The 25,958-nt window shown below is 50.4% G+C and carries 23 protein-coding genes; 12 read left to right on the plus strand and 11 right to left on the minus strand.

Annotation, left to right across the window (positions count from 1 at the left end):
- Positions 1–91 precede the first annotated feature (91 nt).
- Positions 92–955, plus strand: a complete 864-nt coding sequence (locus tag A5320_RS21320) for a DMT family transporter (protein ID WP_068069990.1) — start codon at positions 92–94, stop codon at positions 953–955.
- Between the two features lie 189 nt (positions 956–1,144).
- On the opposite strand, the gene A5320_RS21325 is transcribed toward A5320_RS21320, so the two are convergent.
- Positions 1,145–4,030 (minus strand): insulinase family protein, encoded by a 2,886-nt coding sequence (locus A5320_RS21325; protein ID WP_068069992.1) that lies wholly within the window; start codon positions 4,028–4,030, stop codon positions 1,145–1,147.
- 406 nt (positions 4,031–4,436) lie between these two features.
- Here A5320_RS21325 and A5320_RS21330 point away from each other — a divergent pair, with 406 nt between their 5' ends.
- Both A5320_RS21330 and A5320_RS21335 read left to right on the plus strand, forming a co-directional pair.
- On the plus strand, positions 4,437–4,859 hold the full coding sequence (locus tag A5320_RS21330; protein WP_068069994.1) for a DUF2141 domain-containing protein: 423 nt from the start codon (positions 4,437–4,439) through the stop codon (positions 4,857–4,859).
- A gap of 50 nt (positions 4,860–4,909) precedes the next feature.
- Positions 4,910–6,409 carry a carotenoid oxygenase family protein gene (locus tag A5320_RS21335; protein WP_068069996.1) on the plus strand — a complete coding sequence of 500 codons (1,500 nt, stop codon included), beginning with the start codon at positions 4,910–4,912 and terminating at the stop codon, positions 6,407–6,409.
- A gap of 125 nt (positions 6,410–6,534) precedes the next feature.
- Here the strand turns inward: A5320_RS21335 and A5320_RS21340 are convergent, their stop codons facing one another.
- The 3 genes from A5320_RS21340 to A5320_RS21350 form a co-directional block, all read right to left on the minus strand.
- The gene (locus A5320_RS21340; RefSeq protein WP_068069998.1) at positions 6,535–7,215 is read right to left on the minus strand and encodes a glutathione S-transferase family protein; all 681 of its coding nucleotides are present in this window, start codon (positions 7,213–7,215) and stop codon (positions 6,535–6,537) included.
- Positions 7,216–7,352: 137 nt separating this feature from the next.
- Positions 7,353–8,078 (minus strand): DUF1566 domain-containing protein, encoded by a 726-nt coding sequence (locus tag A5320_RS21345; protein WP_068070000.1) that lies wholly within the window; start codon positions 8,076–8,078, stop codon positions 7,353–7,355.
- A gap of 218 nt (positions 8,079–8,296) precedes the next feature.
- Positions 8,297–9,202 (minus strand): LysR family transcriptional regulator, encoded by a 906-nt coding sequence (locus tag A5320_RS21350; RefSeq protein WP_068070098.1) that lies wholly within the window; start codon positions 9,200–9,202, stop codon positions 8,297–8,299.
- A gap of 152 nt (positions 9,203–9,354) precedes the next feature.
- Here A5320_RS21350 and A5320_RS21355 point away from each other — a divergent pair, with 152 nt between their 5' ends.
- Positions 9,355–10,008, plus strand: a complete 654-nt coding sequence (locus A5320_RS21355) for an NAD(P)-dependent oxidoreductase (protein WP_068070002.1) — start codon at positions 9,355–9,357, stop codon at positions 10,006–10,008.
- Positions 10,009–10,042: 34 nt separating this feature from the next.
- Here the strand turns inward: A5320_RS21355 and A5320_RS21360 are convergent, their stop codons facing one another.
- The 5 genes from A5320_RS21360 to A5320_RS22395 are packed head-to-tail and all read right to left on the minus strand — an operon-like array spanning position 10,043 to position 13,706.
- A complete protein-coding gene (locus tag A5320_RS21360; protein WP_068070004.1) occupies positions 10,043–11,848 on the minus strand; it encodes a DUF7305 domain-containing protein in 1,806 nt (601 codons plus the stop codon).
- A gap of 2 nt (positions 11,849–11,850) precedes the next feature.
- A complete protein-coding gene (locus A5320_RS21365) occupies positions 11,851–12,399 on the minus strand; it encodes a PilW family protein (protein WP_068070006.1) in 549 nt (182 codons plus the stop codon).
- Complete coding sequence (locus A5320_RS21370) at positions 12,399–12,872, minus strand: type IV pilus modification PilV family protein (RefSeq protein WP_068070009.1); 474 nt, start codon at positions 12,870–12,872, stop codon at positions 12,399–12,401. The genes A5320_RS21365 and A5320_RS21370 overlap by 1 nt, the downstream gene beginning before the upstream one ends.
- A 7-nt stretch (positions 12,873–12,879) precedes the next feature.
- Positions 12,880–13,341, minus strand: a complete 462-nt coding sequence (locus A5320_RS22320) for a GspH/FimT family pseudopilin (protein ID WP_068070011.1) — start codon at positions 13,339–13,341, stop codon at positions 12,880–12,882.
- Entirely contained in the window at positions 13,341–13,706 is a 366-nt protein-coding gene (locus A5320_RS22395) for a type IV pilin protein (RefSeq protein ID WP_269454668.1), read from the minus strand. Before A5320_RS22395 ends, A5320_RS22320 begins: the two co-directional genes overlap by 1 nt.
- A 370-nt stretch (positions 13,707–14,076) precedes the next feature.
- Here A5320_RS22395 and A5320_RS21385 point away from each other — a divergent pair, with 370 nt between their 5' ends.
- On the plus strand, positions 14,077–14,469 hold the full coding sequence (locus A5320_RS21385) for an MmcQ/YjbR family DNA-binding protein (protein ID WP_068070013.1): 393 nt from the start codon (positions 14,077–14,079) through the stop codon (positions 14,467–14,469).
- A gap of 54 nt (positions 14,470–14,523) precedes the next feature.
- Here A5320_RS21385 and A5320_RS21390 read toward each other — a convergent pair whose 3' ends face one another.
- On the minus strand, positions 14,524–14,880 hold the full coding sequence (locus A5320_RS21390) for an antibiotic biosynthesis monooxygenase family protein (RefSeq protein WP_068070015.1): 357 nt from the start codon (positions 14,878–14,880) through the stop codon (positions 14,524–14,526).
- The gene (locus A5320_RS21395; RefSeq protein ID WP_082971970.1) at positions 14,877–16,052 is read right to left on the minus strand and encodes a cytochrome P450; all 1,176 of its coding nucleotides are present in this window, start codon (positions 16,050–16,052) and stop codon (positions 14,877–14,879) included. Before A5320_RS21395 ends, A5320_RS21390 begins: the two co-directional genes overlap by 4 nt.
- A gap of 110 nt (positions 16,053–16,162) precedes the next feature.
- Here A5320_RS21395 and A5320_RS21400 point away from each other — a divergent pair, with 110 nt between their 5' ends.
- The 7 genes from A5320_RS21400 (at position 16,163) to A5320_RS21430 (ending at position 25,856) form a co-directional block, all read left to right on the plus strand.
- Positions 16,163–16,909 (plus strand): ArsR/SmtB family transcription factor, encoded by a 747-nt coding sequence (locus A5320_RS21400; protein ID WP_197490246.1) that lies wholly within the window; start codon positions 16,163–16,165, stop codon positions 16,907–16,909.
- Between the two features lie 221 nt (positions 16,910–17,130).
- On the plus strand, positions 17,131–17,742 hold the full coding sequence (locus A5320_RS21405; RefSeq protein WP_068070017.1) for a glutathione S-transferase family protein: 612 nt from the start codon (positions 17,131–17,133) through the stop codon (positions 17,740–17,742).
- 108 nt (positions 17,743–17,850) lie between these two features.
- Positions 17,851–19,167, plus strand: coding sequence for a metallophosphoesterase (locus A5320_RS21410; RefSeq protein WP_068070019.1), 1,317 nt, complete (start codon positions 17,851–17,853; stop codon positions 19,165–19,167).
- 84 nt (positions 19,168–19,251) lie between these two features.
- Positions 19,252–20,559, plus strand: coding sequence for an exonuclease subunit SbcD (gene sbcD, locus A5320_RS21415; RefSeq protein WP_082971972.1), 1,308 nt, complete (start codon positions 19,252–19,254; stop codon positions 20,557–20,559).
- The gene (locus tag A5320_RS21420; protein WP_068070021.1) at positions 20,556–24,032 is read left to right on the plus strand and encodes an SbcC/MukB-like Walker B domain-containing protein; all 3,477 of its coding nucleotides are present in this window, start codon (positions 20,556–20,558) and stop codon (positions 24,030–24,032) included. Before sbcD ends, A5320_RS21420 begins: the two co-directional genes overlap by 4 nt.
- Positions 24,033–24,192: 160 nt before the next feature.
- Positions 24,193–25,260 (plus strand): sensor histidine kinase, encoded by a 1,068-nt coding sequence (locus A5320_RS21425; protein ID WP_068070023.1) that lies wholly within the window; start codon positions 24,193–24,195, stop codon positions 25,258–25,260.
- Complete coding sequence (locus A5320_RS21430) at positions 25,260–25,856, plus strand: response regulator transcription factor (RefSeq protein WP_068070025.1); 597 nt, start codon at positions 25,260–25,262, stop codon at positions 25,854–25,856. The genes A5320_RS21425 and A5320_RS21430 overlap by 1 nt, the downstream gene beginning before the upstream one ends.
- Positions 25,857–25,958: the final 102 nt, after the last annotated feature.

Here is a 25,958-nt window from a genome sequence, read left to right on the forward strand (position 1 = left end):
CGGAACCTTCGGAAGGATCCAGCTGGCTGTGGTAGCATATTGTTCTGTTTTTAGGGTCTTGGTGACAAGACCCGGTAAGAGGACCCGGTTGATGCACCACAGCAATGACAAACCGCTTTATGGCATCCTGGCCATGCTGCTGGCGGTTTTTATGTTTTCCGGGATGGATGCCAGCATGAAGGCACTGACGGAACACTATAGCCCGTTGCAAATTACCTGCTTACGCGCCGCCTGTGCCTGGCCTTTTATTGTGGTGTGGTTATGGCACGGTAATCGGCTGCAGCATTTGATGCAGGCACGCTGGTCGTTGCACCTGTTTCGTGCCGCGCTTGGCATCGTGATGTTATCCGCTTTTATCTATGCGCTGAAAACCCTGTCGCTGGCAGATGCTTATGCCATTTTCTTTGCTGCGCCGCTGCTGATCACCATGTTATCGGTGTGGTGGCTCAAAGATTATGTCGCGCCCCGGCAGTGGGTGGCCATTTTGGTTGGTATGGCAGCGGTGCTGTATATGCTCAAACCGGAAGGTGATCAGTTGTTGAGCCTCGGCGCACTGGCCGCTTTATTATCGGCATTTTGTTACGCGGTGTCCGGCATCACGGTGCGCATTCTGGCCAAAACCGAACCCAGCGGCAATATGGTGTTCTGGTTAATGACGATGATCGGCATCGGCGCTGGGTTATTAGCACTGCCCGACTGGCAACCGCTGCAACTCATTCATTGGCCTTACTTTTTAGCCATCGGCATTACCGGCGCTATCGGCCAGGTCTTTATCACCGAAGCCTTCCGGCTGGCACCACCTTCAGTGATCGCGCCCTTCGAATATTCTGCCCTGGTCTGGGGTTTGGGTTTTGATATTGTGCTGTGGCAAGTATGGCCGGATAGCAGCCTGCTGCTGGGTGCATCAGTCATTATGGCCAGTGGTTTGTATTTGATTTGGCAGGAAAGGCGGTGATGGGTGTTTTGGCTAAAGCAGGCAATATCTTAAAAATGCGATAAAACAAGTCGTTAGACTAGAGCGAAATATTCAGGATAGTGTTAGAGCTGACCACGGAGCCTGGGGTCGAAAAGACGCATTGTATAGTGCAAATAACAGGCCCTGAGAGTTCAGGGCCTGAAGTACCGCTGGTTAAGTTTAAAACGACTAACGGAGCGTCGTGACATCCTCTAATAAGTTAAAGCCGGGCAAAGTTTCTTTGGTTTGTGGTTTTGCCTTGCCTTGCAACACGATTTGCAGCGCCGCACTTTGCTCAGCGGCCATCGCCTGGCGATAAAATTGTTGTAGATCTGCCAACGTCAGTACCTTGATTGCAGCCAGCAGTTGCTGTTTACCGTTAAAGTCGAGCCGGTTTCTTAACCAGTCGTTGCCGAAAGTATCAAACTCTTCATCGAGATTGGCTGGCGCACGCTGTAATTCCAGCAACTGGGCTTGTTTTAAACTGGCGAAATCGGCTTCGGTAAGTTGTTCCAGTTGCTTGCCATACTGCTGCAGGAACAAATCTACCCGTTGTTGCAGCTGCAAACCGGACAACACCGGACTTTGGATTAACAAGCCAAGGCCTGCATGCTGATCCAAGGGTAATGCCATCGCTTGTACCACATAACCCAATTGTTCCTCGGTACGTAGCTGATTAAAAAACGCCTGATGCAAATGATTTGCCAGCACTTTTGCCGCCGCTTTACCGGCATAATTGGCATTTGGGACCAACTGTGTCCGCATCACTGTGGTGTCGTTTTGCGGATTATTGCGAAGTACTGTGAGACGTTGACCCTGTTTCGGCTGCCATTTGCTAAATGGCTGGTATGGGCGCATGGTTTTTTTAGTTCCGGCCAGCGCTTTGGCAAAAGCAGTCACATCGGCTTCAGTGTAATTACCCTGCGCCAGCAGCCGTAAATGGCTGCCATTAAGAGTTTGCTGAATATAGGCATTTAACTCCGTGACGCTCACTTGCTTGGCACTGGCCAGCAATGCCGGAAGTTCAAAGCTGCCACTGGACAGGGTAGTTTTTAACAATTCAAAGGCCTGCCGCGCCTGCATTTGTTGCTCTGATGAGCGTAAGCCGCGCTGCAATAAATCCATGCTTTGCTTATATTGCAGCTCGGTAATGTTGGCTGACAGTGCCTTGCCAATATAACCGGCTAACTTTGCTTGTTTGTTGGTAAAACCTGACAGTTTGAGCACAAAATCATACTCCTCATCTTCAGGTGTTAACGTCATGCCGGCCGCACTGGCTTCTTGCAACATCGCTTGATTGTTGATTAAAAAATTAAGTAACCAAAGGTTGAACATCACCGCATCTTTGGCGGTTTTCTTGGCTTCGGGCTGGTGCCACTGCATGAGTAACTGGCCACGAGGTTGGTCGGAGAAATGCTTGCTGCCAGCCAGCCAAGCGGTCACGCCCGGATTATCCAGTACTTTGACCGGCGTAGTGTTGCTGCTGTGATGCACCGCAAAGCTGTCCGGCTGAAACCGGTTTAGCGCCGGTAAACTCAGAGGAATTTTCGGTTGTTGCCAGCTTTGAACTTCCTCGTCGCTAATCTCGGCAATTGAATAGCGGCCATCAAAATGCTGCAGACTATGTTCTGCTTGCTCTTGCTTGCTGATGTGCCAAACCGTTAAACGCTCTGGTACCAGTTGTGTCAGCAAAGCACTGATCGCCTTTTGATCAAAGCTGTTGTACTGATAAGGCGCACTGACGATCGACGACAGCGGATAATATTGCATCGCTGCACTGAGCTCGGACGCGTAGCTAAAGCCATCGGTTTTTTCCAGGAAGTTGAACTCGTTTTGCAGTGAAGTCCGGATCTCTTCAAAGTACTTTGGATCCACACCGTTTTTGCGGATCAACGCCAGATACTGCATCATAATTGCAGTAATTGCCGGCCGTTGTTTCATACCGGCTTCGGTCAGCGCCAGACTGATTTGCAAAGTACCGTAGTTGCCATAAAACTTCGGATCGTAACTTACCGAGAGCCCATCTAATAAGCCCATCGCTTTGAGTTGTTGTGCCGGGGTTCCGGGCATTTCTGAACGCAGTAAATGGGCGACAAATTCATTTGGTTTTTGCGCAAAATCGGCCAGATTGTTATCTATCGTAAATTCCAGCTGCAACATTTGTGCTTCGGTATTCGGGACGTAGTGCAGCCGTTTCGGACCATGATTCTTAAAATCTATCGGCGCGGTCGGTCTTGGGCTCGCCAGATTTTTATTTTCAATATCAGCAAAGTAGCGCTGTGCCAGCAACTGCATTTGCTCCAGCGGTTTTGCGCTGATGAGCACCAGTTTCATCCGGTTGGCAGAGTAATGCTTTTGATAAAATGCCACCAGTTCCTGGTGTAATTGACTACCTTCTTTATCATTCAGACTTTTCAGATTACCAACCCAAAGTTGATTCGCCGGATGATCGCCCAATAACTGTGCTGCCAATTGCCGCTGTGCCCAACCATCCTGGTTGCGGTTCAAGGACCATTCTGAGTTCACGGCGTTGCGCTCTTTATCGACATATTCAGCTAGTAATAATGGGGCTTTAAAGAAGTCAGAAAAACGGTCCAGTGCTGCTTCGTAATGACTGTCGTTGATTTCAAACATATAGTTCGTCAACTGGTTGGTAAAAGCATTGCGCGTGCCACCGTGCTGGTCCATAAACTTCATAAAACCATCTGGATCAGGGAAACGTTTGGTACCCATAAACAGCATATGCTCTAAGAAGTGAGCTAAACCTTGTTGCTGTTTCGGATCATTTAACCAGCCGACATCAACACTTAATGCTGCCGATGATTTTTCTGCAGTAGGGTCAGAGATCAAGACCACCTGTAGCTGATTGCTCAGAGTCACCGCCTGATACTGGCGCTGATCATTGGGGCTCAGTGTCAGCTGTTGCTGGCTGGCTGAAGTGACTGCGGGCTGTGTAGTGGCAGGTTGCGAGACCGCAGACGCCGTTGTGTTGGTGCAACCGCCACTAGCCAACATCAGGCTTCCACTGACAATGACCATAGTGAGCTTCGTTAAAGAAAATGATTTGTTTGGCATAAGATGACTCCGGTTTATTGATGGTTAGTTTGCGAAAATGTGTTGCTGCAAACTAACCAGCGGCAGGCTGCCATTCGATAACCGGCTTGCGATTTTGCTGTGATTTAGTGTCACTTAAAGTTATAACCAAAGTTATAACCTTGATTAAGTGATTGATATTTATTGTTATATTGTTAATTTTGAGCCGACAGTTATGGATCGGCATCTTTTAAAAAAATCCTGACCACAGTGTCTTAAATGTTTCGTTGCGACAGTCGAGAGCACCATAAAAACCTGCCAATAGCCCAGAAGTCACTTTTTTAACTGCTGAAAATCGTGACTTTCAGCAGTTATGCCAGCACAAGCAACGTTCTAAAGTGGTGTCATCAGTCAGCGGGACTGACTCACAACTCCAAGGAACTTCATCATGATAAAATTAACTGTTGCGACCTCATTATTAGCGTTATTACTGACTTCAGCTTTTACCGCACAAGCCCATACCCTGACCGTCAATATTGACCAGATTAAAGAGCAAACTGGCAAATTACATGTGGCGCTGTATCGCAGCGAGCAGTCTTATCAACAAGGTAAGGACGCAGCAGCGGCTGTGGTGAAAGCAGTCAGCGGCGATAGCCAACAGCTGGTGTTTGCGGATTTAGCAGACGGCCAATACGCCATTAAAATCATGCACGACGCCAACGACAACGGTGAGCTCGACCGCAACATCATGGGCATTCCAAGTGAAGGGTATGGCTTTAGCAACAACGCCGGTCAGTTTGGCCCGGCCAGTTTTAAAGATGCGGCTTTTGCGGTGGCGGCAGATACCAAACTGACCATCCATATCCGTTAAGACGAATGTTGAGCTGTTAAACTGATTAACGTTATTTGCCGGGGTATACCATGGATCGTCGCCGCTTTTTAACTGCTGCTATCGCTTGTGCCAGCGCCAGTGCACTTGCCAGTAACGCTGACAAACTGCTGGCCGTGACCCGATCGCCAGCAATGTCGACCAGCAAAGCTTCGTGGAGCAAAGCTTTTGCCGGAGTTCGCGCCGATTTTGCGCCGCTGCAGTTGCACACTGAAGGCAAATGGCCGACCGATTTGAACGGTATGTTGCTGCGTAACGGTCCGGCACGGCTGGAGCGGGCGGGTGAGCGTTATCAGCACTGGTTTGATGGCGATGGCATGGTGCAGCAATTTCGCTTTGCCAACGGTAAAGTGCAGCATCAAGGCAAATTTATTCAGACCAAAAAATATCTGGTGGAAGAAATGGCGGGCGCCTTTCGTTATCACACTGCCGGTACTTTGGTGAAAAATCCGTTACCGGCGCGCAATAACGATGATTTAAATACCGCCAATACCGCGCTTATTCCATGGCAAGGTGAAGTGCTGGCGTTATGGGAAGGTGGTTCGGCGCACCGGATTGATCCGGATAACCTGAGCACTCTTAGCGTCAAAGACTTCGGTGAGCAATATAAACAACTGCCTTTTTCGGCGCATCCGTTGCCGGATGGTCAGGGCGGGATGTGGAATTTTGGCACCTGGTATGTCAGCGGCCAGCCGTTGATGCTGCTGTACCATATCGGCGCAAAGTCCGAAATGCAGCGGATGCAGCAAATTAAACTGCCGCAAGCCAGTTATCTGCATGCTTTTAGCCAGACCGCCGACAAGCTGGTATTTTTCTTGGGAGCTTGTGTTTATGAGCAGGGCCAGACCTTTATTGATGCTTTTAAATGGCGGCCAGAGCTTGGTTCGCAGCTGCTGATCATTGATAAAACCGACTTTACCCAGCAGCAGTGGGTAGAATTACCGGCCGGTTTTGCTTTTCATTTTGGTCAGGCCTGGCAGCAAGGTGGTGAACTGCATCTGCAAGCCTGTTTATATCCGGACTCGGGTGTGATGCTGGAAGGTATGAGTTATTTACTGACCGGTGATGGCCGTAAACAAAGTAGCGTCTCGGAATTGGTTACAATTCGCGTGGCACTTGACAAAAAAGGCGCATCGGCAGCAGTTGAACGCAGTGGCTTGGTGATGGAGTTTCCACAATATGTGGCGGGATTTGCCAGTCCGGGATCAGCAGCTTCCGGTAAAGTACAGGTAGCACCGTTATTTGGCGTCAGCGGTAGCGATCGCAGCGAAGCCGGTTTAAGTGATAGTCTGGTGTGCATCGATGCCGCTGGCCGGCAACAAAGTTATCAGTTTGGGCCAGGTGTGGTGGCGGAAGAGCCTTTATTAGTCAGTGGCAGTCGGCAGGTTTTAATCAGCTGGCTGGATTATCGTCACAACCAAAGTGGTTTAAGTTTGTTTAACAGCGACGATCTGAACGCGGGCCCCATCGCACAGGCCCGGATGGACCGGATGTTACCGCTGGGGTTTCATGGTTGTTGGTTGGATGCATAATGATAAAAGAGACACTTGTTAACATCAGGGTCAGAGTCAATTGTTAACAAAAGTCTGTTAACAATTGACTCTGACCCTGATGTTATTGACTCGGTAGGTGTAGCGAAAATTTTTCCGCTCAGCGGTCAAACCCGCCGGTAATCCACCAGTACCCGGCCGTAATTGCCAATTTCTGCTTCATGACTGACTTCACGCCAGCTTTCGTCTAACGCTGCTTCATACCATTGTTGCATGGCTGGGAGCTGCAGCAGCTGCTGTACATAGGTCATTGATTTTTCGCTTAATTGCAGGCCGTAACTTTGAATGCGAAATGCTACAGGTGCAAAAAATGCATCAACTGCACTGAACTGTGCACCAGCCAGAAATGGCCCGCCAAATTGTTGCAGACCTTGTTGCCAGAGTTCATCCAGCCGTTGTAGTTCTTTTGCTAACGCTGCTGGCGGATCCTGCAGCTCAACTCGGACGCCGCAGTTCATGGTGCAGACACTGCGTAAAGTACCAAAACCAGCATGCATTTCACTGCAGGCGCTGCGGGCAAAATTCCGGGCCATGGTATCTGTTGGCCAGACACCCGGGTGACGTTCGGCCAGATATTCGACAATCGCCAGCGATTCCCACACCACCACATCGCCATCATGTAGACAAGGCACTTTGCCGGTTGGTGAAAAGCTGCGGAAATTGTGATAGTTGTTCGCGGCAAATTGCTGCAGTTGTTCAGTAAAAGGAATATTCAGCTGCGTCATTAATAACCAGGGCCGCAGCGACCAGGACGAATAATTTTTATTGGCGATAAAAAGCTGATACATACACACCTCCTTGCGAATGGGAGGCTCAGAATACGCCTGTCATTGGCCAGGCTCAAGCAAGGTGTGCGGAGAATGTTCCAGCGATGCCATTTGTTGACGTTGCCGGAACCACGATGCTTTTTGTACGTAAATACGAATTAACGGGTCGTGCGTCGTTTTAGCCAAAACATACTACACAGACTCAAAACAAGCAAAGTCAGCGGGGTGGGTGCCGGAACTGTTTCGATTGGAGGTTGCACAGCAGCCACATCTCCGGAACGGACAGCCCAAGCATAGGCATGTTGGTATGTTTCGTATTCGGACTGAAAACCGTATTCAGTATCGAAGTATCTGGCAATGCCGTTGTAGTTGCTGGGCGTGGAAGCCCAGTAAATTCCACTCATCAGGTTGGAAACTGATTTGGACTGCCAGGTCATTAAATCGAGGTAACTATTGCTGATGGCCTGATGCATTGCGGTGCGGTGCCACTCGGGATCCAATTCATGGATATCCAGGCGTTGGCCGTGCAGTGCTAAATGGTTGCTGAACATTCCCGCTAATTCATTCTGCTCACCTTTACAGGCAAAGCCATAACCCGGGCTGGGTGTGCAGGTATAGTCATCAGGGTCAACTCCGGCCAGGCGCCAGTCACTGTAACCCGCATATTCGAGATTGGCGGCCCAGTCAGTGGCTTCTTGCCAGTTCATGAGTCCCGTCGCATGGTAACCGCTGGTTTTTGCAAAGTTAGCATCGGTTAGCCAGGTGATATCGAGCCAGTTGTCATACACCATGCCGTTGCCACGGTCGATTAAACCGGCCTGTGCTGTACCTGCTGTTAAAATGCAGCCAAAAGCTGCGACGAGTAAAGAGAGTTTTAATTTCATTAGAGAAACCTACATTCGTTAAAAGCTGCCGGTCTTCAGCAACAAATAGGCCACAATATAAGCCTTTGCTTTTAAAGAATTTTAATTTTCAATGTAGAATAAGTGTAAAAATATATGACGACATGGTTAAATATTAAGCGTTGTTAACTTTGTTTAAGTAAAGACTTTGCGAGAGGGGCATCAGATTGATTCATCTTGGCTGGGTCAAAACGCAAAGTTTAGCTATTGATTAACCCCTGCTGCAAAAACGACACGAACTGCCGTACTTTGGCCGGCCGGTGTGGTCCAGGCGGATAGACCGCGTAAATACCACCAGCCGGCAATTGCCATTCGGGTAACACCCGTTGCAACAAACCTTGTTGCTGCATGGCTTTGGCGCTGTAGTCGGGCAGTACACCAAGTCCGGCGCCATGTAGTAATAACGAGGTCACGGTCTGGGTAGAACTGGTTTTAATGCTGCTTGGCAGCCGCAATTCAACCACCTGTTTGCCTTGGCTAAACCGCCACTGTTGTGGTGTTGGCAGCAGTGTAAAAGCCACTAAATTCATTGCTTTCAAATCATCCGGCTGCAGTGGTGCGGCAAATTTTTCCAAATAAGCCGGTGCGGCCAACAACCACTGCGCAAAATCGCCCAGCCGCTGGGCTTTGAGACTGGAATCCTGCAGCCAGCCAATCCGAATTGATAAATCAATCCCTTGTTTAATCAGGTCTTGCACCTGATCGCTGCTGCGAAGGTCCAGCTGCAGTTTTGGATGCAACCGCTGAAACTGCAGCAGCAACGGTACTAACACCCGGTTGCTGTAATCCTCAGGCGCGCTGATCACCAAAGTGCCGCTGAGCTCTGCATCTGCTAGCGTCCTTTGCTGCAGCAGCGTCAATTCGCTACGCAGTTCATCGAGCAGCGGCAAACATCGTTCCACCAACAAGGCACCTTCGGCCGTTAAGCTCACTTGCCGCGTGGTACGCCGGAACAACGCCACACCAAGTTGTTGCTCCAGCGCTTTAATTTGCAGGCTAATTTTTGTTTTACTGCTGCTAAGACGTGCGGCGGCAGCGGTAAAACTGCCACTGGCCGCCAGTGCCTGCACCAATAACAGACTATTTAAATCCAGTTGGTTTTTCATCAAATTGTTTTGTTTATCTAAACAGTGAATCAAAGATTAGCTGATTTTTCTTTGGTAATCGAGCAAGGATAATAGCGTCATTGCCGGAGCTGCTGTTGTAGTCAGCCCGGTCAGCCACTGATCAATCAATGACCTCATGAAGGACAACTGTTATGAACAACATCAGCAAAATTGCCATTATCGGCGCTTCAGGTTTTATTGGCTCGGCGTTAACTAAAGAAGCGCTTTCGCGAGGGCTGCAGGTACGGGCGCTGGTTAGCCGGCCTGAAAGGCTCGAAGCGACAACTCAATTAGAAGTCGTGGCAGTGGATGTGCTCGATACCGCCGCCTTAATCGCCGCCCTTCAAGGGGTGGACGTGGTGCTGAGCGCATTTAGTGGACATGCGCAAACTGATGTAGCCAGCTATTACCAACGTGGTGTAGCTTCCATTCTGGCAGCAGTCAAAGCGCAAACGGACATCCCACGTTTACTGCTGGTCGGCGGCGCGGCATCCTTGGAAGTACCCGATGGGTCGATGCTGCTCGACAGTCCGAATTTTCCGGCTGAATATCGTGGCACCGCAGAAGGTGCTTATGCAGCGTTGCAGCTATTACGGGCAGAAACCGCGCTGCAATGGAGTTATTTGTCGCCAGCGGCGGAAATTTTCCCGGGCGATAAAACCGGTCAGTTCCGTTTAGGTGGTGATCAGTTACTGACCGATACTAACGGCAAAAGCCGCATTTCGACCGGCGATTATGCCGTGGCAATGCTGGACGAACTGCAGCAACCGAAGCAGCTGAACCGGCGTTTTAGTGTGGCCTATTAAGCTGTTAGTTGTTCACAAACCGGCAGCTGGATAGTTAGTTCCAGCCATGAAACACAATGCGTGGGTTAACGGTTCCGGTTGACCCACCGGCCTCCACTTTACCGAGCGCCTGATCATATCGGATTTTACCTGCTCCACCGACGTTCACCGTTTTTCCAACGGCAGAGCCGGAGAATATACCGGCTAAACTGTCCATTTTGATATCGGTTCGCGGGGCGTAAATGGCAGCATAAATGGATTTAATGCCACCATTGAGTTTGATGCCATCTTTGCCACTATACGAAGAATAAATCGACATCACCGGCCGGCCATCGACGATCCCTTGCGGTTCGCCCACCGGAAATTGATCATTAATGACTTTGGCGCCGCCGGTAAATTCAATCCGGCCACTGGTGATAATGGTCAGTGAACTGCCGTTGTTAATCTGCAACGCTGAATCGCCGCCAAACACCATGTCACCAGCAATAAACAACGTCACATGGCCGTTAATTATCAGTTTGCCTTCACTGCCGCCATTGACACTGCTGACAAAATACATCGACTGACTCTTTTTCAAAAACAGGCCATTTTGCGGTGTCAGACTGGCGGGTAGATTGGGTACATCAAGATGTTTACCTTCGGTGGCAGTTAAAGTATAGATCTTGCGATCCCAGGCCTGACGCACATTCAAGGCTGGCAGTGTGGCGGGTTGCTCCACCGCTTCGACGGCTTCGCTGATACGCAGCGGGTCGCATAACGGGTTAAAACTTTCACTGGCTTCGTCGTCGTTATCGACCGGCAGCAACGGCACCGGCGCAAAACTCAAGTCGGCCTGTTGTTGGCCAAGCCCCGCCGGATTTACGCTGCCGCGGTAACGCAATAATGCTGGTTGTAAAATACTACTGCTGTAACCAGCTAACTGCACATCGCCATAGACTTCAACAGCGCCGTTGATTTTGGCATTATTGGTCAGCGTCAGATTGCCCTGGGTGCGCAAACCACCTTGTAGTTTCGCCACGTTGTTCACCCGGATATGGCTGTTGGCTTTGACTTCCCCTTCGACCACCACGGTATTGTTGACATCAATGGTTCCGACCGCCCACGCTTGTTTTTTAATCACGGCGCTGGCGTTGTTGAGCAGGATATTGCCATTGGCATGCAGTTTTCCACTGATGACAGAAGAGCCGGTTAAGGTGATATTACCGGTTGAGAGTACATCGCCAATCACCGGTGAATCACCGACCAAAGTTACACTGCCACCATCGGTGACAGTGCGCACCACCACATTGGTGTTACTGGCTAGCGGGTTGGACGAATCATAACTGGTAATACCGCCGCTAGCTGTAAGGTCAACTGCGTTACAACCGGTGACGGCATGTGCAAAAGGGAACAGACTGACGCCGCTGCCGCTGATGCGTTTAAACATCACTTTGCGCGTGGCGGCACTATCGCCATAGCGCGCACCATCGGCGCTGACAGCAAAACCCTGAGCCTTAACTTCAGCAGCTCCGGCCTGATATTTCCGGCCTCCGGATATGCTGCCTGCGACAACTTTAGCCGCAACGGCCACTTCGGCATCAGTGGCATTGGCATTGGCTGGATCTTTGGCAAAGGCATTCAGCTGATGAAAACTTTCAAATACCGCTTTATCCGCCAGTAGTTCGGCGTTGAGTTTTTTCTGAAAATTACCGCTCATCCGCTCCTGCGATACCGAACTGTTAAGTGCAGTAAATACCAGTAAACTGGCAATGGTGGTCAGCATCAATACAAACAACAATGACATGCCTCGTTGTTTTGCAGCTCCGATGTTTAACTGGTGGCTCAAGTTCAACTTGGTATGCAGATCCTGTTTGTTGCACATGTTCAGGTTTCCCGAGCCAGAATGACCGATTTCAGCGCAATTTGCAGGCGCACATAAGGTTCGTTGCTGGCATCGCCGTTCAGATCAGCTTGCGGGTAATTCAGTGGTAAACCGCGTGGCGCTAACCTGGTGGTCAGCAGATCACCATTGATGGAAAAGTCGAGCGCAATCAGTCCGGTCACCAGACTGATCCAATTGCCGCCGTTAATGCGGCATTGCAGTTCGCTGCTGTCAAAGCGGAATTCTTCGACAAAGGCCAATGCTTGGGTCGTGCCACTACAACCCATCTGGCTGCTACTGCTATTGAGTTGTTCAATCCGCAGTGTGTTGCCAGTCAGGCTGATCACCGTGCCTTTTCGAACACTGTTATTGAGCATATCCCGGCTGCTTCTGAGCACTTCCTGCGCATTTTCCAGCGCGTTCACCTCATTCACGGTATGCTTTATGGCGATCATCGCGCCGCCCATCCCGACCATAATCAGGCTGGATAACAACAGGGTGACCATCAGTTCAACCAGGGTAAAACCATGTGTAGCTTGGATCTGTGGCATCAGATACATCCTGTTGGGTTGCCATTGCGCAGCCACGGAAAGCTGCTTTGAATATCCATGGTGTTGGCTTCGCCATCGTCCAGCCTAAGGTCATTCCAGCTGACAGCCAGCTCCAGCATCGTCAAAGGCAAGGGGGCGGCCGGCGCTGGTTGATAGGGGGAAACGTTAAAGGCAAAGGCTTCAAAATCAATCTGATAACCAGCCGGATCCAGATTTACCTGCGGTTGTAAGGTGCTGATAAAGGCTGCATCAAACATCATGCCGCCTTGTTGCAAGGTACAAAGTTGCGGCCAGATCCGTTCCACGGCGTTATGTGCCTGAATAGTTGCCACGGTATAGCTCAGACTGCTGCTGGCGTATTGCAAGGCTTTGATCTGTGCGCTGGCAAGGCCGAGCAGACCCAGACTCGCCAGTAACATTGCTACCAGAACTTCAATCAGGCTAAAGCCATCAGGCCAAACTTGGGTTCGCATCAGAGAGTCAGCCTAAATGAGTACAAGCCTGACTTTGGATCGTCAGCTGGCCACTGGGAAAGATACACAACCATTTGGCGGCGTCGGTTTGTTCGGTATGGCTGATAGACACTGAAGCCGGAGTGGCGAAGCCTGCCTGGCTGACATTCACTAATTCCAGTCCGGTGACTGCAATTGTATTATCTTCGAGCTGAACACTGCGGATACTACGGTCTTGCTGATCGGGTAATTCCACCTGCCATTTACCGTTGACGCCCGCCACAATATTGACCTGCTGATTGCGTTTAATGGCTTCGCTACGGGCAAATTTGTACATCGCTTGTATTTGATTCACCGCCTGGGTATGGCGTTCTTGCTGGACTAATTGCAGATACGACGGTAGCGCAAGTGACACAAGAATGGCTGCTATACCCAGCACGATCAGCAGTTCGAACAGTGTGAAGCCTTGTTGTGGAATATGGTGTTTCATTAATGCACCCAGCAGCTGTCGTGACCGGTTGCTGCAGTTTTCACACCTTGCTGATTGATGCTGAGTTCGCCACATAACGAATCATCAACCGGGCTGGCGATGATTGTGAACAAGTCCACTGCGCTGCGCTCGTAACTGAAACTGTAGTAGTCGGTGGCGGTGATATTGTGCTGTTCAGGATAAGTGCCGTTGCGGCTATAACTGCGTTCCAGCAAGTTTGTTTGCTCCAGCATCAGCCGCTGTGCATCAGTTCGTCGACCCGCTTTAAGGTAACTGTCGTAGCTTGGATAAACCAAACTGGCCAGAATTGCGACGATAGCGACAACCACCATCAGCTCAATCAAAGTAAAGCCATAATTTTTCACAAAAACCTCACAACAGCAGTTATTTTAAATTTTCGCATATTTGACAGCGTTGTCATTTTTAGCAAAAAATAAATTACCCAAGGGTAATTCAGTAAAATCAGATGTTTCGGCTACAAATGGACTGCCAGATGGCCTTTCGTGCTGGAAATATAACCAGTTTCATAGTCGAAGGTCAAATATTTTGTTTCAAAAGTTGCAAAATAGTTTATTTGTTGATTTCCCGGTTTGTCAGCTGCAGGTAGACGGAATTGCCTGCAACAGATACCTGTTCATGGTGATCGCTGGAACTTCGGGGAGGAAGGGGATAAATTGAGATGATGCCGGCTGCAGTGCTTAGTTGCCGCTCCCAATTTCCAATTCAAGGACATATATGGACTTTCAAGCCTGTCGTGATCACTGCTTGATGCAATTGCAAAGTATCGAAGATTTTCCTTTTGGACCTGACGTTTACGTCTATAAGGTGGTCGGTAAAGTGTTTGCCATTTTGTCAGAACAGCGCTTTGAACAAAGCGCAACACAAGGCGTTCAGCCAAACCGCATCGCCAGCATCAACTTAAAATGCGACCCAACCGAAGCCTTAATGCTCCGGCAGATTTTTCCGGCGATTACACCGGGATATCATATGAATAAACAGCACTGGAATACCGTGCTGCTGGATGGCAGCGTGCCTGAGAATGAAATCAAACGGATGATTGAAAACTCTTATGCACTTGTGGTGAAAAGCCTGCCGAAAACGAAAAGACCGGTGCTCAGCCAGAGTTAAAATTCGGCTGAGCAATTCAGGCATTGCTGCATGTTCGGTCGGATGACCGAAAGTTCAACAGTCAGTGGGCTGATGAAATACCTGACTGTCCGCCGGTGCTTGTCGCCGATCCTGCAACCCATAATCGCGGCTGACATCAGCAATGCGCAGCCGGTAATCTTTAAAAATAGACGCCCGACCTTGCTGTTGTGCCAGCCGATGCGCTTCCAGGGTTCGCCATTGCAGGATGGCCTGTTCGTCACGCCAGAAGCTCAGTGATAACAATTTGTCTGGGTCACTCAGGCTTTGAAAACGTTCAATGCTGATAAAACCGTCAATCTCATTCAGTAAAGGTTTCAGGCTGACGGCGATGTCCAGGTAGTCTTGCTTACAAGCAGGATGTAGTTCGACTTCAAAAATTACGGCGATCATGGTTTTGCTCCTGCAGGGTCTGAAGACTGCGTATCCAAATCACTGAAAAACCAACTCAGCCGGCCATTCAACGAAGGCCGATAACGCCATTGCAACGGCGGTAAAGTTTGCGACAGCAAAAATTCAACTGCGACAGCGCTGATTTGCAACGCCAGTTGTTGTCCCGGGCATTGATGCGCACCGCTGCTAAAAGTTAGATTGGTTTGTTGTAGCCGATCAAGCCGGAACTGCTCCGGCTGCGGATAAACGCTTTCATCACGACCAGCGGCAGCCAGTAGCAACAACACAGTGCTACCTGCAGGCAGAGCAATACCGGCAATTTCACAGTCGGCGTGAATAAAGCGCCGGGTATTTTGCACCGGCGCATCATAACGCACGACTTCCGCCACCAACGGCAGGCACAGCCGTGGATCAGCCCGCAGCGTTGGCCATAACTGTTGTTCGGTCAGCGCGACCAGACTGTTGCCAATTAAGCCTGCAGTCGCTTCATAACTTTGCATTAATAACCCCAATAAATTCGCTCGCTGCCAGTGTAAATCAACCGGCGGCATCAGCAATTGTAATTGGCCCAGCAACAACTGACTGGCCTGCTCTCCGGCCACCATGACGGCAGCATCATGGGCTGCCGACGGCGCCAATGTCCGGATAAAATCGGCAATGGCAGTTGCGGCCATCTTTGCTTGAGACGGGTTAAATTCCAGCAATGCTGCTACCACCCGCACCGGTAGTTGCTGGATAAATTCATTTAACAGCATAATGTCATCAAACAACGCTACAGCAGGGCGTTGATATGCAGTCGCCAACTCCTGTTGTAACGCTGAGATCACCAACAGCGTTTGTTGGCGCACCAAGGCATCCGACCAACCATGTAGCCGAGGTGCCAGCCAGATTTTCGCCTGTTGCTGCGTCTGGCCATCAGTCATCCGGATCAACTGTGAAAATACCTGACCTACTGTGCTTCCTGCCAAATGCGCAGGCACAGTTTCATTGTACGGCCGAACTTTGGCTGCTGGATGCGCCAAGACTTCCAGGACCACTCCGGCTTTGGCGGCGAGCCATAAATTGAGGTGAGTATCAAAAGTTAAATCGGCGCCTTGGCGTAACAAAGCGTAGTAAGGGTAAGGATTGGCGTGCTGCACAGCAGCAATAGCATTGATAGGCGAATCGTTCATGGAAATTCCTGTTTAATGGCTCGCACAGAGGTAGAACTGCGATCTTGCCGAAAACTACGTTGCGCTGCATGATGCCGCAATCTGACTAAGGATACTTCGCTGGAAACCGAATGATGGATGTCGAGCAAGCTGATGTTAACCTGGCAATCGCACAAATCGCCGCTGCCATTGCCGAACCTGCCCGCGCCCGTATGTTGTGCGCGCTGATGGATGGTCGCGCCTACACCGCCACCGAGCTTGCTACGGTCGCGGATACTGCAGCTTCCACCGCCAGTGCGCATTTAAGCCGCTTAACCGATCTGGGCTTATTGCATAAAGTCAGTCAGGGCCGGCACCGCTATTTCAGATTGGCCAATGCCGAGGTGGCGCAAGTGCTGGAATCAATGATGCAACTGGCCGGGCAGCAACCAAAATCAATACAAAGCACCACACCAGCCTCGTTACGTTTTGCCCGTAGTTGTTATGATCATCTGGCGGGTACGGTGGCCGTGGCATTATTACAACAGTTGCTGAAATTGGGTTGGCTAGCCCCTGCGCCGGGATCTGATGTTTTGAGCGCATCCGGACAGCAACCAGACTATCAGCTGACTGCTTTGGGGAAGGCCGGATTTAGCGCGCTTGGCGTTGATTATCAGGCCAAACCACAGAGCAAACGGCGATATGCCTGCGGCTGTCTCGACTGGAGCGAACGTACTGCGCATTTAGGCGGCCAACTCGGTGCTCTACTGCTGGCTTTTATGCTGGAAAAACAATGGCTCAGGCGTATGCTCGGCAACCGCGAACTACAACTGACCGACCTTGGCAAACGCCAGCTCAACAAGCAGTTTGCGCTGCAGTTGCCGGCACCCAAAGGGTAAATTCAGCCGCTACCTGAACAGGTGAAAACTGCCAGCAGTAGCTACAATTCTGGCAGTTTTGACGCTGGTAGTACCGTTGAAATATCGTTAAGGTAGACTTTCAATCATCTGGCAGATCCACAGCCAGCGTTGCTGTAAATATTCGCCAACTATTATCGAACTAATAGCAAATAACTATTAGCCAACAACTGATAGCAAACAACCAGCCAAAGGATAGCGCCATGACTTCTTGCCCAAACATCACTTTATTTCACAACGCACAAAGCCGCTCGGCTGGTGTGCGGATTCTGTTAGAAGAACTTGCTTTACCTTGCGACATTCAACTGGTTGATTTTAAAGATAAGCCTGCGGCACTGTTGGCGGTAAATCCGTTGGGCAAAGTGCCGACTTTGGTTGCCGATGACGCTGTGATCACTGAACAAGTGGCGATATTTCAGTTTCTGGCGGAACTCGCGCCGGAAAAAGGTTTAAGCCCGGCAGTCGGTGATCCGTTGCGCGGTTCTTATCTAAGGGCACTGGCGTTTTATGGCAGCAGCTTTGAACCGGCGATGATCGACAAAGCGCTGAAGCGTGACAGCGGTTCAGCCAGCATGAGCCCTTATGGCACTATCGAAGCCGTTGAAGCGATAGTCCGGGCACAATTGGCCAAAGGTCCCTGGTGGTTAGGCGAACGTTTCACCGCCGCCGATGTACTGTGGGGCGCGTCATTAAGCTGGATCACCCAGTTTGGTTTATTGGATAAAACACCGGAAATTGCGGCTTATTTAGAGCGGTTTGCACAGCGGCCATCGGTGGCTTCAGCCAAAGCAAAAGATGCTGCATTGATAAATTAGTAACAATATGTGCATGTTTGATGTAAAGTTTGCTACAGAGTATTTTGTTGAATACCGGTTTAACTGATGATTTGACGCCGGTAAAAAGATTGCATGTATAGGTTGTTTATGAAAATGCTGAAATGGACTTGCGGGTTTGTGTTGCTGTTACTGGTGCTTGTAATTGTTTGGTTGTCGCAAGCAGCGGTAGTGCAAACCCAAAGTGGTGTCTATCACAGTATCTTATTGCCGTTGCCTGGGGATGGCGCCATCCGGTTACGCAGTCATGCCAGTGGTTTGGCGAAGATGCCCAAAGCTGTGGCCTTGCAAGGTCCCGTGGTTTGGCCGGCAGCCACAGAGGAACCTCTAACCAAAGAACCCATCAATAATGTATCCACAGTTCGCTGGTTTTGCGATCAGCAGAAGCAGCAACAGCAATTACCTGCTGAGATCAAAGAGTTAAACCTAAACTGCCTGAAACAGTCCATCAGACTGCAATGGTATCCAGCCAGTCAGACGGCAGTGCAGGATTGGCAGAATATGGAGCAGCCAACGAAAGTCCTGATCAGCAGTGATCTGGAAGGTAGGTTGGACTATTTCCTGCAATGGGGTAAAGAAACCGGACTGCTGGATGCCGCAGGTAATTGGCAATATGGCGATGGTCATTTGGTCATTGCTGGTGACAGTGTTGATCGTGGACGCCAGGTACATGATCTTCTTTGGACTTTATACCAATTGCAGCAACAAGCCCGAGCCGCTGGTGGTGAGCTGCATCTGTTACTTGGTAATCATGAACAATACCTGCTGCGCGGAGTAGTCAAAGATGTGGAAGCAGAACATCTGTGGGCTACTGAACAGTTCGCGAAAGAATATAAACAGGCATTTGCCGCTGATACCGTACTCGGACATTGGTTGCGCCAACAGCCCTTGCTACTGAAACTAAATCGGACTTTGTATCTGCATGGCGGGATCAGTGAAACGCTGCTGGCAAGCGGGCTGGACATTTCGCAAATCAATCAGCTACATCGGGATTTGCTAAGCCGCGAAGTACAAGACGAGGCTAGTTATGATCTGCTGTTTAGCCGAAGTTCGCCGACCCAATTCCGTGGAATGGCCGTTGTGCCCGGTAATGATCAGTTAGTAAGTCAGCAGCATGTCGACCGGGTCCGCCAAGTATTTGATGTTGATTATCTGGTCGTTGGACACACTCAGGCGCAAGCGTTAACAGCAACATATAACGGCGCTGTATATCTGGTAGAAAACACAGGTGCAAAAGCAGAAAGTTTGCAGTTCGTTGCAGGGCAGCCAAAGATTATAACGACTCAAACGTTGAAGCCAGAACATCATTATCCAGACCAGACGCGCCGATTCTCGTTACTGGATACACAGGACTGGGGAGCATTTATCGCAGTTTGGCTGGTGCCGTTGCGCTCTACGACGTTATAAAACAACGAGAGGAGCTTCGCTTGGGGCAGATACACCGCTATGCTATGCTGTGGTGGACTTTCACCGACCAGGTCTTTGATTTTGATGCGGATCTTGCACACTTCCGACTGGCACCTCGGCCAGCACTTTATTGGTAAAAGCCGCGCTGCTGAACATCAGGCATTTTTTAGCTGGCTGAAACAGCAAATCATCACGCTGGACGCTGATGTGTTACTGGTGGCTGGCGATATTTTTGATACTGCGACCCCGCCGAGTTATGCCCGCGAGCTTTATCATCAACTGATTGTCGACCTGCAACCAACCGGCGTGCAACTGGTGTTACTTGGCGGTAATCACGACTCAGTGGCTGTGCTACAGGAAAGTGCGACCTTACTCAAATGCCTGCACACATCAGTGGTGCCGGGTTATCAGACTGATCCTAAAGCGCATTTAATCCCGCTCACCAGCAAAAACGGCGACATTGGCGCGGTGCTGGCAGCGGTGCCTTTTTTAAGGCCGCGTGATTTATCGCAACGTGACGATGGCAAAAGTCAGCCCGGCCAAACGGCGTCTGAAAAATCGACACAGCTGCAAAGCCAAATCAGTCAGGTGTATCAGGAACTGTATCAAGGTGCAGCGGCGCTTGCGATGGAATTAGCTGCAACCGCAAAGACCGAACAAGGACGCGTCGCACCACTGCCCTTAATCGCCACCGGCCATCTCACCACAGTTGGCGCCAGTTCCACTGAATCCGTGCGCGAAATTTATATCGGTACGCTGGAAGCTTTGCCCGCCAGCTGTTTACCGCCATTTTCTTATATTGCGCTTGGCCATATTCATCAGGCGCAAAAAGTCGCGGGGTCGGATTTTATTCGTTACAGCGGCTCGCCGATTGCACTGAGCTTTGATGAAGCCAGCCAGCAAAAGCAGCTGCTGTTGGTCGATTTTCAGCAAGACCTGGCAAACTCAGAGCTCACTGTCCCCACCGTTAGCAGCATTGATATCCCTTGTTTTCAGCCGTTGCTTAGCCTGAAATCTGATCTCGTCAGTCTGAAGCAACAGTTGCAACCAGCACTCGCCAAATTGAACCCAGGTGAACAACTGTGGCTGGAGTTAGTGGTCAGCGGCGAAACGGCGTTGTTATCAGATTTACAGCTGCAATTGCAGGAACAACTAGCTGATTTACCAGTAGAACTGCTGAAACTGCGGCGCGAAAGGCTATCGCAGCGCGCCGGTGAAACCAATGTCTTCGAGCCTTCGTTATTAGAACTAACCCCAGCTGATGTACTGCAAAGCCGTTTGTCGCATGAAATATTAAACGACGAATTAACCAGTCGCTTAACTCAATTGCATCAGCAAGCTTTAGATACCGTACTGCAATCTGAACCGTCAGAAACGGAGGCCGGGGCATGAAAATTCTGTCGGTACGGCTACAAAACCTGAATTCATTACGTGGTGAATGGAAAATCGATTTTCGCGACGAAGCTTTTGCCCAAAGTAATTTATTTGCCATCACCGGCCCGACTGGTGCTGGCAAAAGCACCTTACTCGACGCGATTTGTCTGGCGCTGTATCACCAAACGCCGCGGCTAAAAAACCTCAGCCAAAGCAGCAATGAATTGATGAGTCGGCACACCGCCGAATGTTTGGCGGAAGTGGAATTTTCAGTGCGCGAGCAAAGTTACCGCGCGTTTTGGAGCCAGCGTCGTTCGCGTGGCGCCATTGATGGCAATCTGCAGGCAGCCAAAGTAGAGCTGGCAACGCTGGATGGCACCATTCTGACCGACAAAACCTCAGAAAAACTGAAACTGACAGAGCAGCTGACCGGCCTGGATTTTGCCCGTTTTACCCGTTCGATGTTGTTATCGCAGGGAAATTTTGCCGCCTTTTTAAATGCCAGCGCCAACGAGCGGGCTGAGCTATTAGAAGAGCTGACCGGTACCGAAATTTACAGCCAAATCTCAATGCAGGTGTTTCAGAATTGTCGCGAACTGGAACAACAGCAACAAATTACTCAGGCTAAATTAAGTGGTTTGCAGCTATTAAGCGCTGAACAACTAGCCGAACTCGCCAGCACCGAACAACAACTGCTGGCGGCGCAACAACTTCAGCAAAGTGCGCAGCAACAATTACAGCCAAAACTGGACTGGTGGACGCAATTCGAAGCGGCTAATACGCAGCAACAACAAGCAACACAGCAGTTACAACAAGCTGAGCAAGCGCTGGATCAAGCCAAAGTAGGGCTGGCAAAACTGGATAGTTACCCGCAGGTACAAAAACTGCAGCCGCTGTATCAGCAATTGGTGGATGCACGCCAACTTCGGGATGATTTAGGCCTGCAGCAACAGCAGTGGCACAGCAGATTTGAGCCTTTAAGCAATGCAGCGCAGCAAAACGGCCAGCAGATTTGGCAATTGCAGCAACAAAGGCTTGCCGTATTAACTCAGCAACTACAGCAGTTACAGCAACAACATCAGCAATTGCAGCAGCAAGTCACCAGTCGCAGTGCCGCCAGTCAATTGGCAGAAATACTTGCTGCTTGCCGGCCACAATTGCAGCAACTGCAACAACAGCAGCTACAGGCTGAAAAATTAACCACTCAGATCAACGAACTGACCCGGCAATTGCAACAACAAATCGGCAGCGGTCAGCAGAAAAAACAGCACGAACTACAACTACAAAGCGCCCAACAACAGGCAGAACTAACACTGCAGCAGTTGCAGAAAAGTCAGCAGCAACTCGATGCCCCAGCGTTGCAACAACAAATGACTTTGCTGCAGCAAGATCAAAGCGGGCTGACTGAGTTTATTCGCATCGCCCGCCAGCTTTGGCAACACAGCGCCAAACAACAGCTATTGCAGCACGACGGCCAGCAACTGCAGCAGCAGGAGCTCCAGTTCCAGCAACAACTAGTGCAGCTGCGGCAGCAATACAAAGAACAAAACGACAAAGTAAAAGACAAAGAGTTGATTGTGCGGCAGCAACAAAAAATCACTGAGCTGACGGCGCTGCGCGCCACTTTGCAGCCTGGGGATGCTTGTCCGCTTTGCGGTAGTGCTGAACATCCGGCGATTGAACATTATCAAACACTGGACCCCAGCGAGGCCGAACAGGCGCTGCTGTTGGCGAGACAGCAGCAGGATGCATTACGCCTGCAAGGCGAGCAGTTGCAGCAACAAATCGCTCGTTTGCAAACTCAGCAGAGCGGCAGCCAGTCGCAGTTGGCAGAGCTGTTACAACAACAAACACAACTGCAGACTCAATTGGATACTGCACCTTTATCAGTTGACCTGCGCTTTGAAGCATCGTCGGCATTTTTGCAGCAGAATGACGGCCAACTGCAACAGCTATTGGTGCAGTTGCAACAGCAGCTCAGTGCTATTCAGCAGCAACTAACACTGTTTCAGCAACAACAACAGGCGTTACTGGACGCGCAGCAACAGCTGCAGCAAGTGCAATCGCAGTTGCAACAACTGGCGCAAGAATTGGCACTGGAACGGCAGCAATATCAGCAGTGGCAAAAAGAGCAGCAAACACTGCAGACACAGCAAACCGAGTTGCAGCAGAATATGCAGCGCCAGTGCAGTTTGCTGCAGCAACAGCTTAGTGATCCAGCTCTAGCAACTGATCCTACAACCGCTGACCTCAATGCACTGACACAGCAGTTGCAACAGCGACAACAACAGTTACAGCAGTGGCAACAGCAAGAGCAGCAGCTGACGATGTTCGCGCAGCAGCTGCAACAATTGAGCCCGCAAGCACAGCAGGCCGCGCAAGAATTACGGCAGTGGCAATTGCAGCTGGCGATGGCCCCACCAACAATTGCAGTGCAAGCCGCGTTACCGGACGATGTCGCCATATTGGCGGTACAGCTCGCAACGTACATCAGTGACTGGCAACAACAACAGCAGCAACTGGCCACTTTGCAGGGCGAACAACAAAGCCTGCAACAACGCCAGCAACAGCAGTCAACCGAACTGGAGCTTCTGCAGCAGCAGTGGCAACAAGCGCTGGCCGCCAGTCCTTTTGCTACCGACGTCGCTTTTATCACCGCCATTCTGACCGAACAGCAGTTGCAGCAGCTACAACATCAAAAACAGCAATTACAGGATGCGCATACCGCCGCGCTGGCCTTACTGCAACTGGCTGAGCAGCAACAAGCAGATCTGGTTAAACGCAAAACAATGTTGGAAGAAACAGGCACCGAATTGCCAGCCAAAACCGTGCTGGAACAGTTGCGTGCCGACATTCAGCAACAATTGCAGCAACTTAGTGAACAACTCGGGCAAATCCGCCAGCAGCTAAGACAACAACAAGAATTGGCGACGACTCAGGCCGGGCTTTATCAGCAGTTGCAGGATCAGCAGGCGTTGTATCAGGACTGGCAAAAACTCAATACCTTAATTGGCTCAGCCAATGGCGATAAATACCGCCGTTTTGCCCAGGGGCTAACGCTACAGCAACTGATTGTATTGGCCAACCGGCAACTGGATAAACTGCACAGCCGGTATCAACTGGCGCGCAAAGCCGACAGCGAACTGGAACTGTGGGTGCTCGACAGCTGGCAAGCCGATGCCGTACGCGATACCAAAACTTTGTCCGGTGGCGAAAGTTTTCTGGTGAGTCTGGCGTTAGCGTTAGCGCTGTCGGATTTAGTCAGCCACAAAACCCGCATCGACTCATTGTTCCTTGATGAAGGTTTTGGCACATTGGATCCAGACACGCTGGAAACCGCGCTGGCGGCGCTGGATTCTTTGCAAAGTAGCGGCAAGATGATCGGCATTATCAGCCATGTTGAAGCGCTGAAAGAGCGCATTCCGGTGCAGATTAAAGTGCAAAAACAAGCGGGATCTGGCTGGAGCCAACTGGTGTTGCCGCAGCTTTAGCCGATGTTTGTGGTGATGGCCGCTCACGCGCCGTCAGAAGGACTGCAGATGACATTTGTCATGCAACTTTGCTGACAGCTTAAGCTGGCTGCCGTTCCCTCATGGCGTTAAGCTGTGGCAAACAAACTTCGAACTGACATCATTTTCGCAGGAGCAACCGATGGATCACATTAAACTCGAACGGCGCTGGGCCTGGGTCTATCTGATTAACCTGGTATTTTTCCTGTTGCCACTGTTTTATGTCAATTACAGCGTGGTGCAAATCAGTCTGCTGTTGCTGGCGATGGCACTGTTTATTGGGTGTTATTATTGGGGTTATTACACGCCGCCGCGACAGATGTGGCGACCGGTGTTGGCGATGGCGGTGATTGCCACTACGGTGACGCCGTGGAATCCCGGCTCGATTGCGATGTTTGCTTATTGCGGTTTTTTTATCGGTTTCAGTTACCGACCCGCAATTGCGGTGACTGCAGTTGGTTCACTGCTGGTACTGCTGGCGATGTTACAACATCTGAACCAGTTTCAGGGCCCGTATTTTTTGGCCTACGGTTCGGTATTGCTATTAGGGGTTACCTTATTTGGCTTTCTGGAACGGCTGCGCCAGGTCAATATCCGCCAAAAACAACAAAGCCAGGAAGAAATCACCCAACTGGCACAAATGGTCGAACGTGAACGGATTGCCCGCGATTTGCACGACATTATGGGTCACAGTCTGTCCTCGATTATCCTCAAAGCTGATTTAGCCAATGCACTGTTAAAAGCACAGCAGCCGGAAAACGCGCAGCAACATCTCACCGAACTGGCGCAAATCGCCCGCGACTCCTTATCGCAGGTGCGCCAGACGGTGTCCGGATACAAACACAAAGGTTTACTGGCAGAAGTGTCGGGGCTGGCGCAACGATTGCGTGAACATGGTTTTGCTGTGCAGTTGTGTGGTGAAGTACCCAAATTGGCGGCGCGTGAAGAATCAGCGTTAATTTTGGTCCTTACCGAGTTAGTCACCAATATTCTGCGCCACAGCAAAGGCGACAGCTGTAGCATCACCTTCAGTGAAGATGCTACGGGCTGGAATTGCCAGGTTAATGACAATGGTGTGGTGCAGCAACTGGGATTTGGTAACGGTCTGACGGGCGTGCGCGAGCGGCTCGATGCGCTGCAGGCAAGAATCGAGTATAAGCTGGATCACGGCTGTCAGTTACATATCTGGCTGCCCAAAGGAAAAGCATAATGCGAATTTTACTGGCTGAAGATCAGGCGATGGTGCGTGGTGCACTGGCGTCGTTAATAACCTTAAGCAGTCCACATCAGATTGTGGAAGCCGCTGATGGTGATGCCGCAATGAAACTGTTAAAAACCGACAGCTTTGATTTACTGCTGACGGATATCGAAATGCCGGGTCGCACCGGTTTGGAGCTAGCCGCCTGGCTACAGCAACAAAAAAGCCCAACCAAAGTGGTGGTGATCACCACTTTTGGCCGCAGCGGGTATATCAAACGCGCACTCGATTGTGGCGTCAGTGGTTTTTTACTGAAAGACGCACCGGTCAGTGATTTGCTGTCAGCGCTGGATAAAGTGATGGCCGGTAAACGCGTGATCGACAGCGAACTGGCGTTATTGGCATTGGGCGAAACCGATCCGCTGAACGATAAAGAACGACGCGCGCTGCGTCTGGCCGGTGAAGGCAAAACTACTGCCGAAATCGCCGGCGTTTTATTTATTGCCGAAGGCACGGTACGCAATTATTTGTCCGAAGCGATGGCCAAACTTAATGCCGCCAATCGGATAGATGCGGCAAGGATTGCCCAGCAAAAAGGTTGGCTGTGACAGCCAACGCTTGGATCTGGCAAATGTCATAGGTTGAGCATGTCGTTGGTCAGTTGATGCAGATTGTCCGTATCTGAACATTATTCAACAGCAATCAAAGTA

The organism is Rheinheimera sp. SA_1, from assembly GCF_001669775.1.
GTDB lineage: Bacteria > Pseudomonadota > Gammaproteobacteria > Enterobacterales > Alteromonadaceae > Pararheinheimera.

Coding starts and splice junctions, on each gene's coding strand:
- A5320_RS21320 (WP_068069990.1), top strand. CDS start 92: ATGCACCACAGCAATGACAAACCGCTTTATGGCATCCTGGCCATGCTG.
- A5320_RS21325 (WP_068069992.1), bottom strand. CDS start 4,030: ATGCCAAACAAATCATTTTCTTTAACGAAGCTCACTATGGTCATTGTC.
- A5320_RS21330 (WP_068069994.1), top strand. CDS start 4,437: ATGATAAAATTAACTGTTGCGACCTCATTATTAGCGTTATTACTGACT.
- A5320_RS21335 (WP_068069996.1), top strand. CDS start 4,910: ATGGATCGTCGCCGCTTTTTAACTGCTGCTATCGCTTGTGCCAGCGCC.
- A5320_RS21340 (WP_068069998.1), bottom strand. CDS start 7,215: ATGTATCAGCTTTTTATCGCCAATAAAAATTATTCGTCCTGGTCGCTG.
- A5320_RS21345 (WP_068070000.1), bottom strand. CDS start 8,078: ATGAAATTAAAACTCTCTTTACTCGTCGCAGCTTTTGGCTGCATTTTA.
- A5320_RS21350 (WP_068070098.1), bottom strand. CDS start 9,202: ATGAAAAACCAACTGGATTTAAATAGTCTGTTATTGGTGCAGGCACTG.
- A5320_RS21355 (WP_068070002.1), top strand. CDS start 9,355: ATGAACAACATCAGCAAAATTGCCATTATCGGCGCTTCAGGTTTTATT.
- A5320_RS21360 (WP_068070004.1), bottom strand. CDS start 11,848: ATGTGCAACAAACAGGATCTGCATACCAAGTTGAACTTGAGCCACCAG.
- A5320_RS21365 (WP_068070006.1), bottom strand. CDS start 12,399: ATGCCACAGATCCAAGCTACACATGGTTTTACCCTGGTTGAACTGATG.
- A5320_RS21370 (WP_068070009.1), bottom strand. CDS start 12,872: ATGCGAACCCAAGTTTGGCCTGATGGCTTTAGCCTGATTGAAGTTCTG.
- A5320_RS22320 (WP_068070011.1), bottom strand. CDS start 13,341: ATGAAACACCATATTCCACAACAAGGCTTCACACTGTTCGAACTGCTG.
- A5320_RS21385 (WP_068070013.1), top strand. CDS start 14,077: ATGGACTTTCAAGCCTGTCGTGATCACTGCTTGATGCAATTGCAAAGT.
- A5320_RS21390 (WP_068070015.1), bottom strand. CDS start 14,880: ATGATCGCCGTAATTTTTGAAGTCGAACTACATCCTGCTTGTAAGCAA.
- A5320_RS21395 (WP_082971970.1), bottom strand. CDS start 16,052: ATGAACGATTCGCCTATCAATGCTATTGCTGCTGTGCAGCACGCCAAT.
- A5320_RS21400 (WP_197490246.1), top strand. CDS start 16,163: ATGATGGATGTCGAGCAAGCTGATGTTAACCTGGCAATCGCACAAATC.
- A5320_RS21405 (WP_068070017.1), top strand. CDS start 17,131: ATGACTTCTTGCCCAAACATCACTTTATTTCACAACGCACAAAGCCGC.
- A5320_RS21410 (WP_068070019.1), top strand. CDS start 17,851: ATGAAAATGCTGAAATGGACTTGCGGGTTTGTGTTGCTGTTACTGGTG.
- sbcD (WP_082971972.1), top strand. CDS start 19,252: ATGCGGATCTTGCACACTTCCGACTGGCACCTCGGCCAGCACTTTATT.
- A5320_RS21420 (WP_068070021.1), top strand. CDS start 20,556: ATGAAAATTCTGTCGGTACGGCTACAAAACCTGAATTCATTACGTGGT.
- A5320_RS21425 (WP_068070023.1), top strand. CDS start 24,193: ATGGATCACATTAAACTCGAACGGCGCTGGGCCTGGGTCTATCTGATT.
- A5320_RS21430 (WP_068070025.1), top strand. CDS start 25,260: ATGCGAATTTTACTGGCTGAAGATCAGGCGATGGTGCGTGGTGCACTG.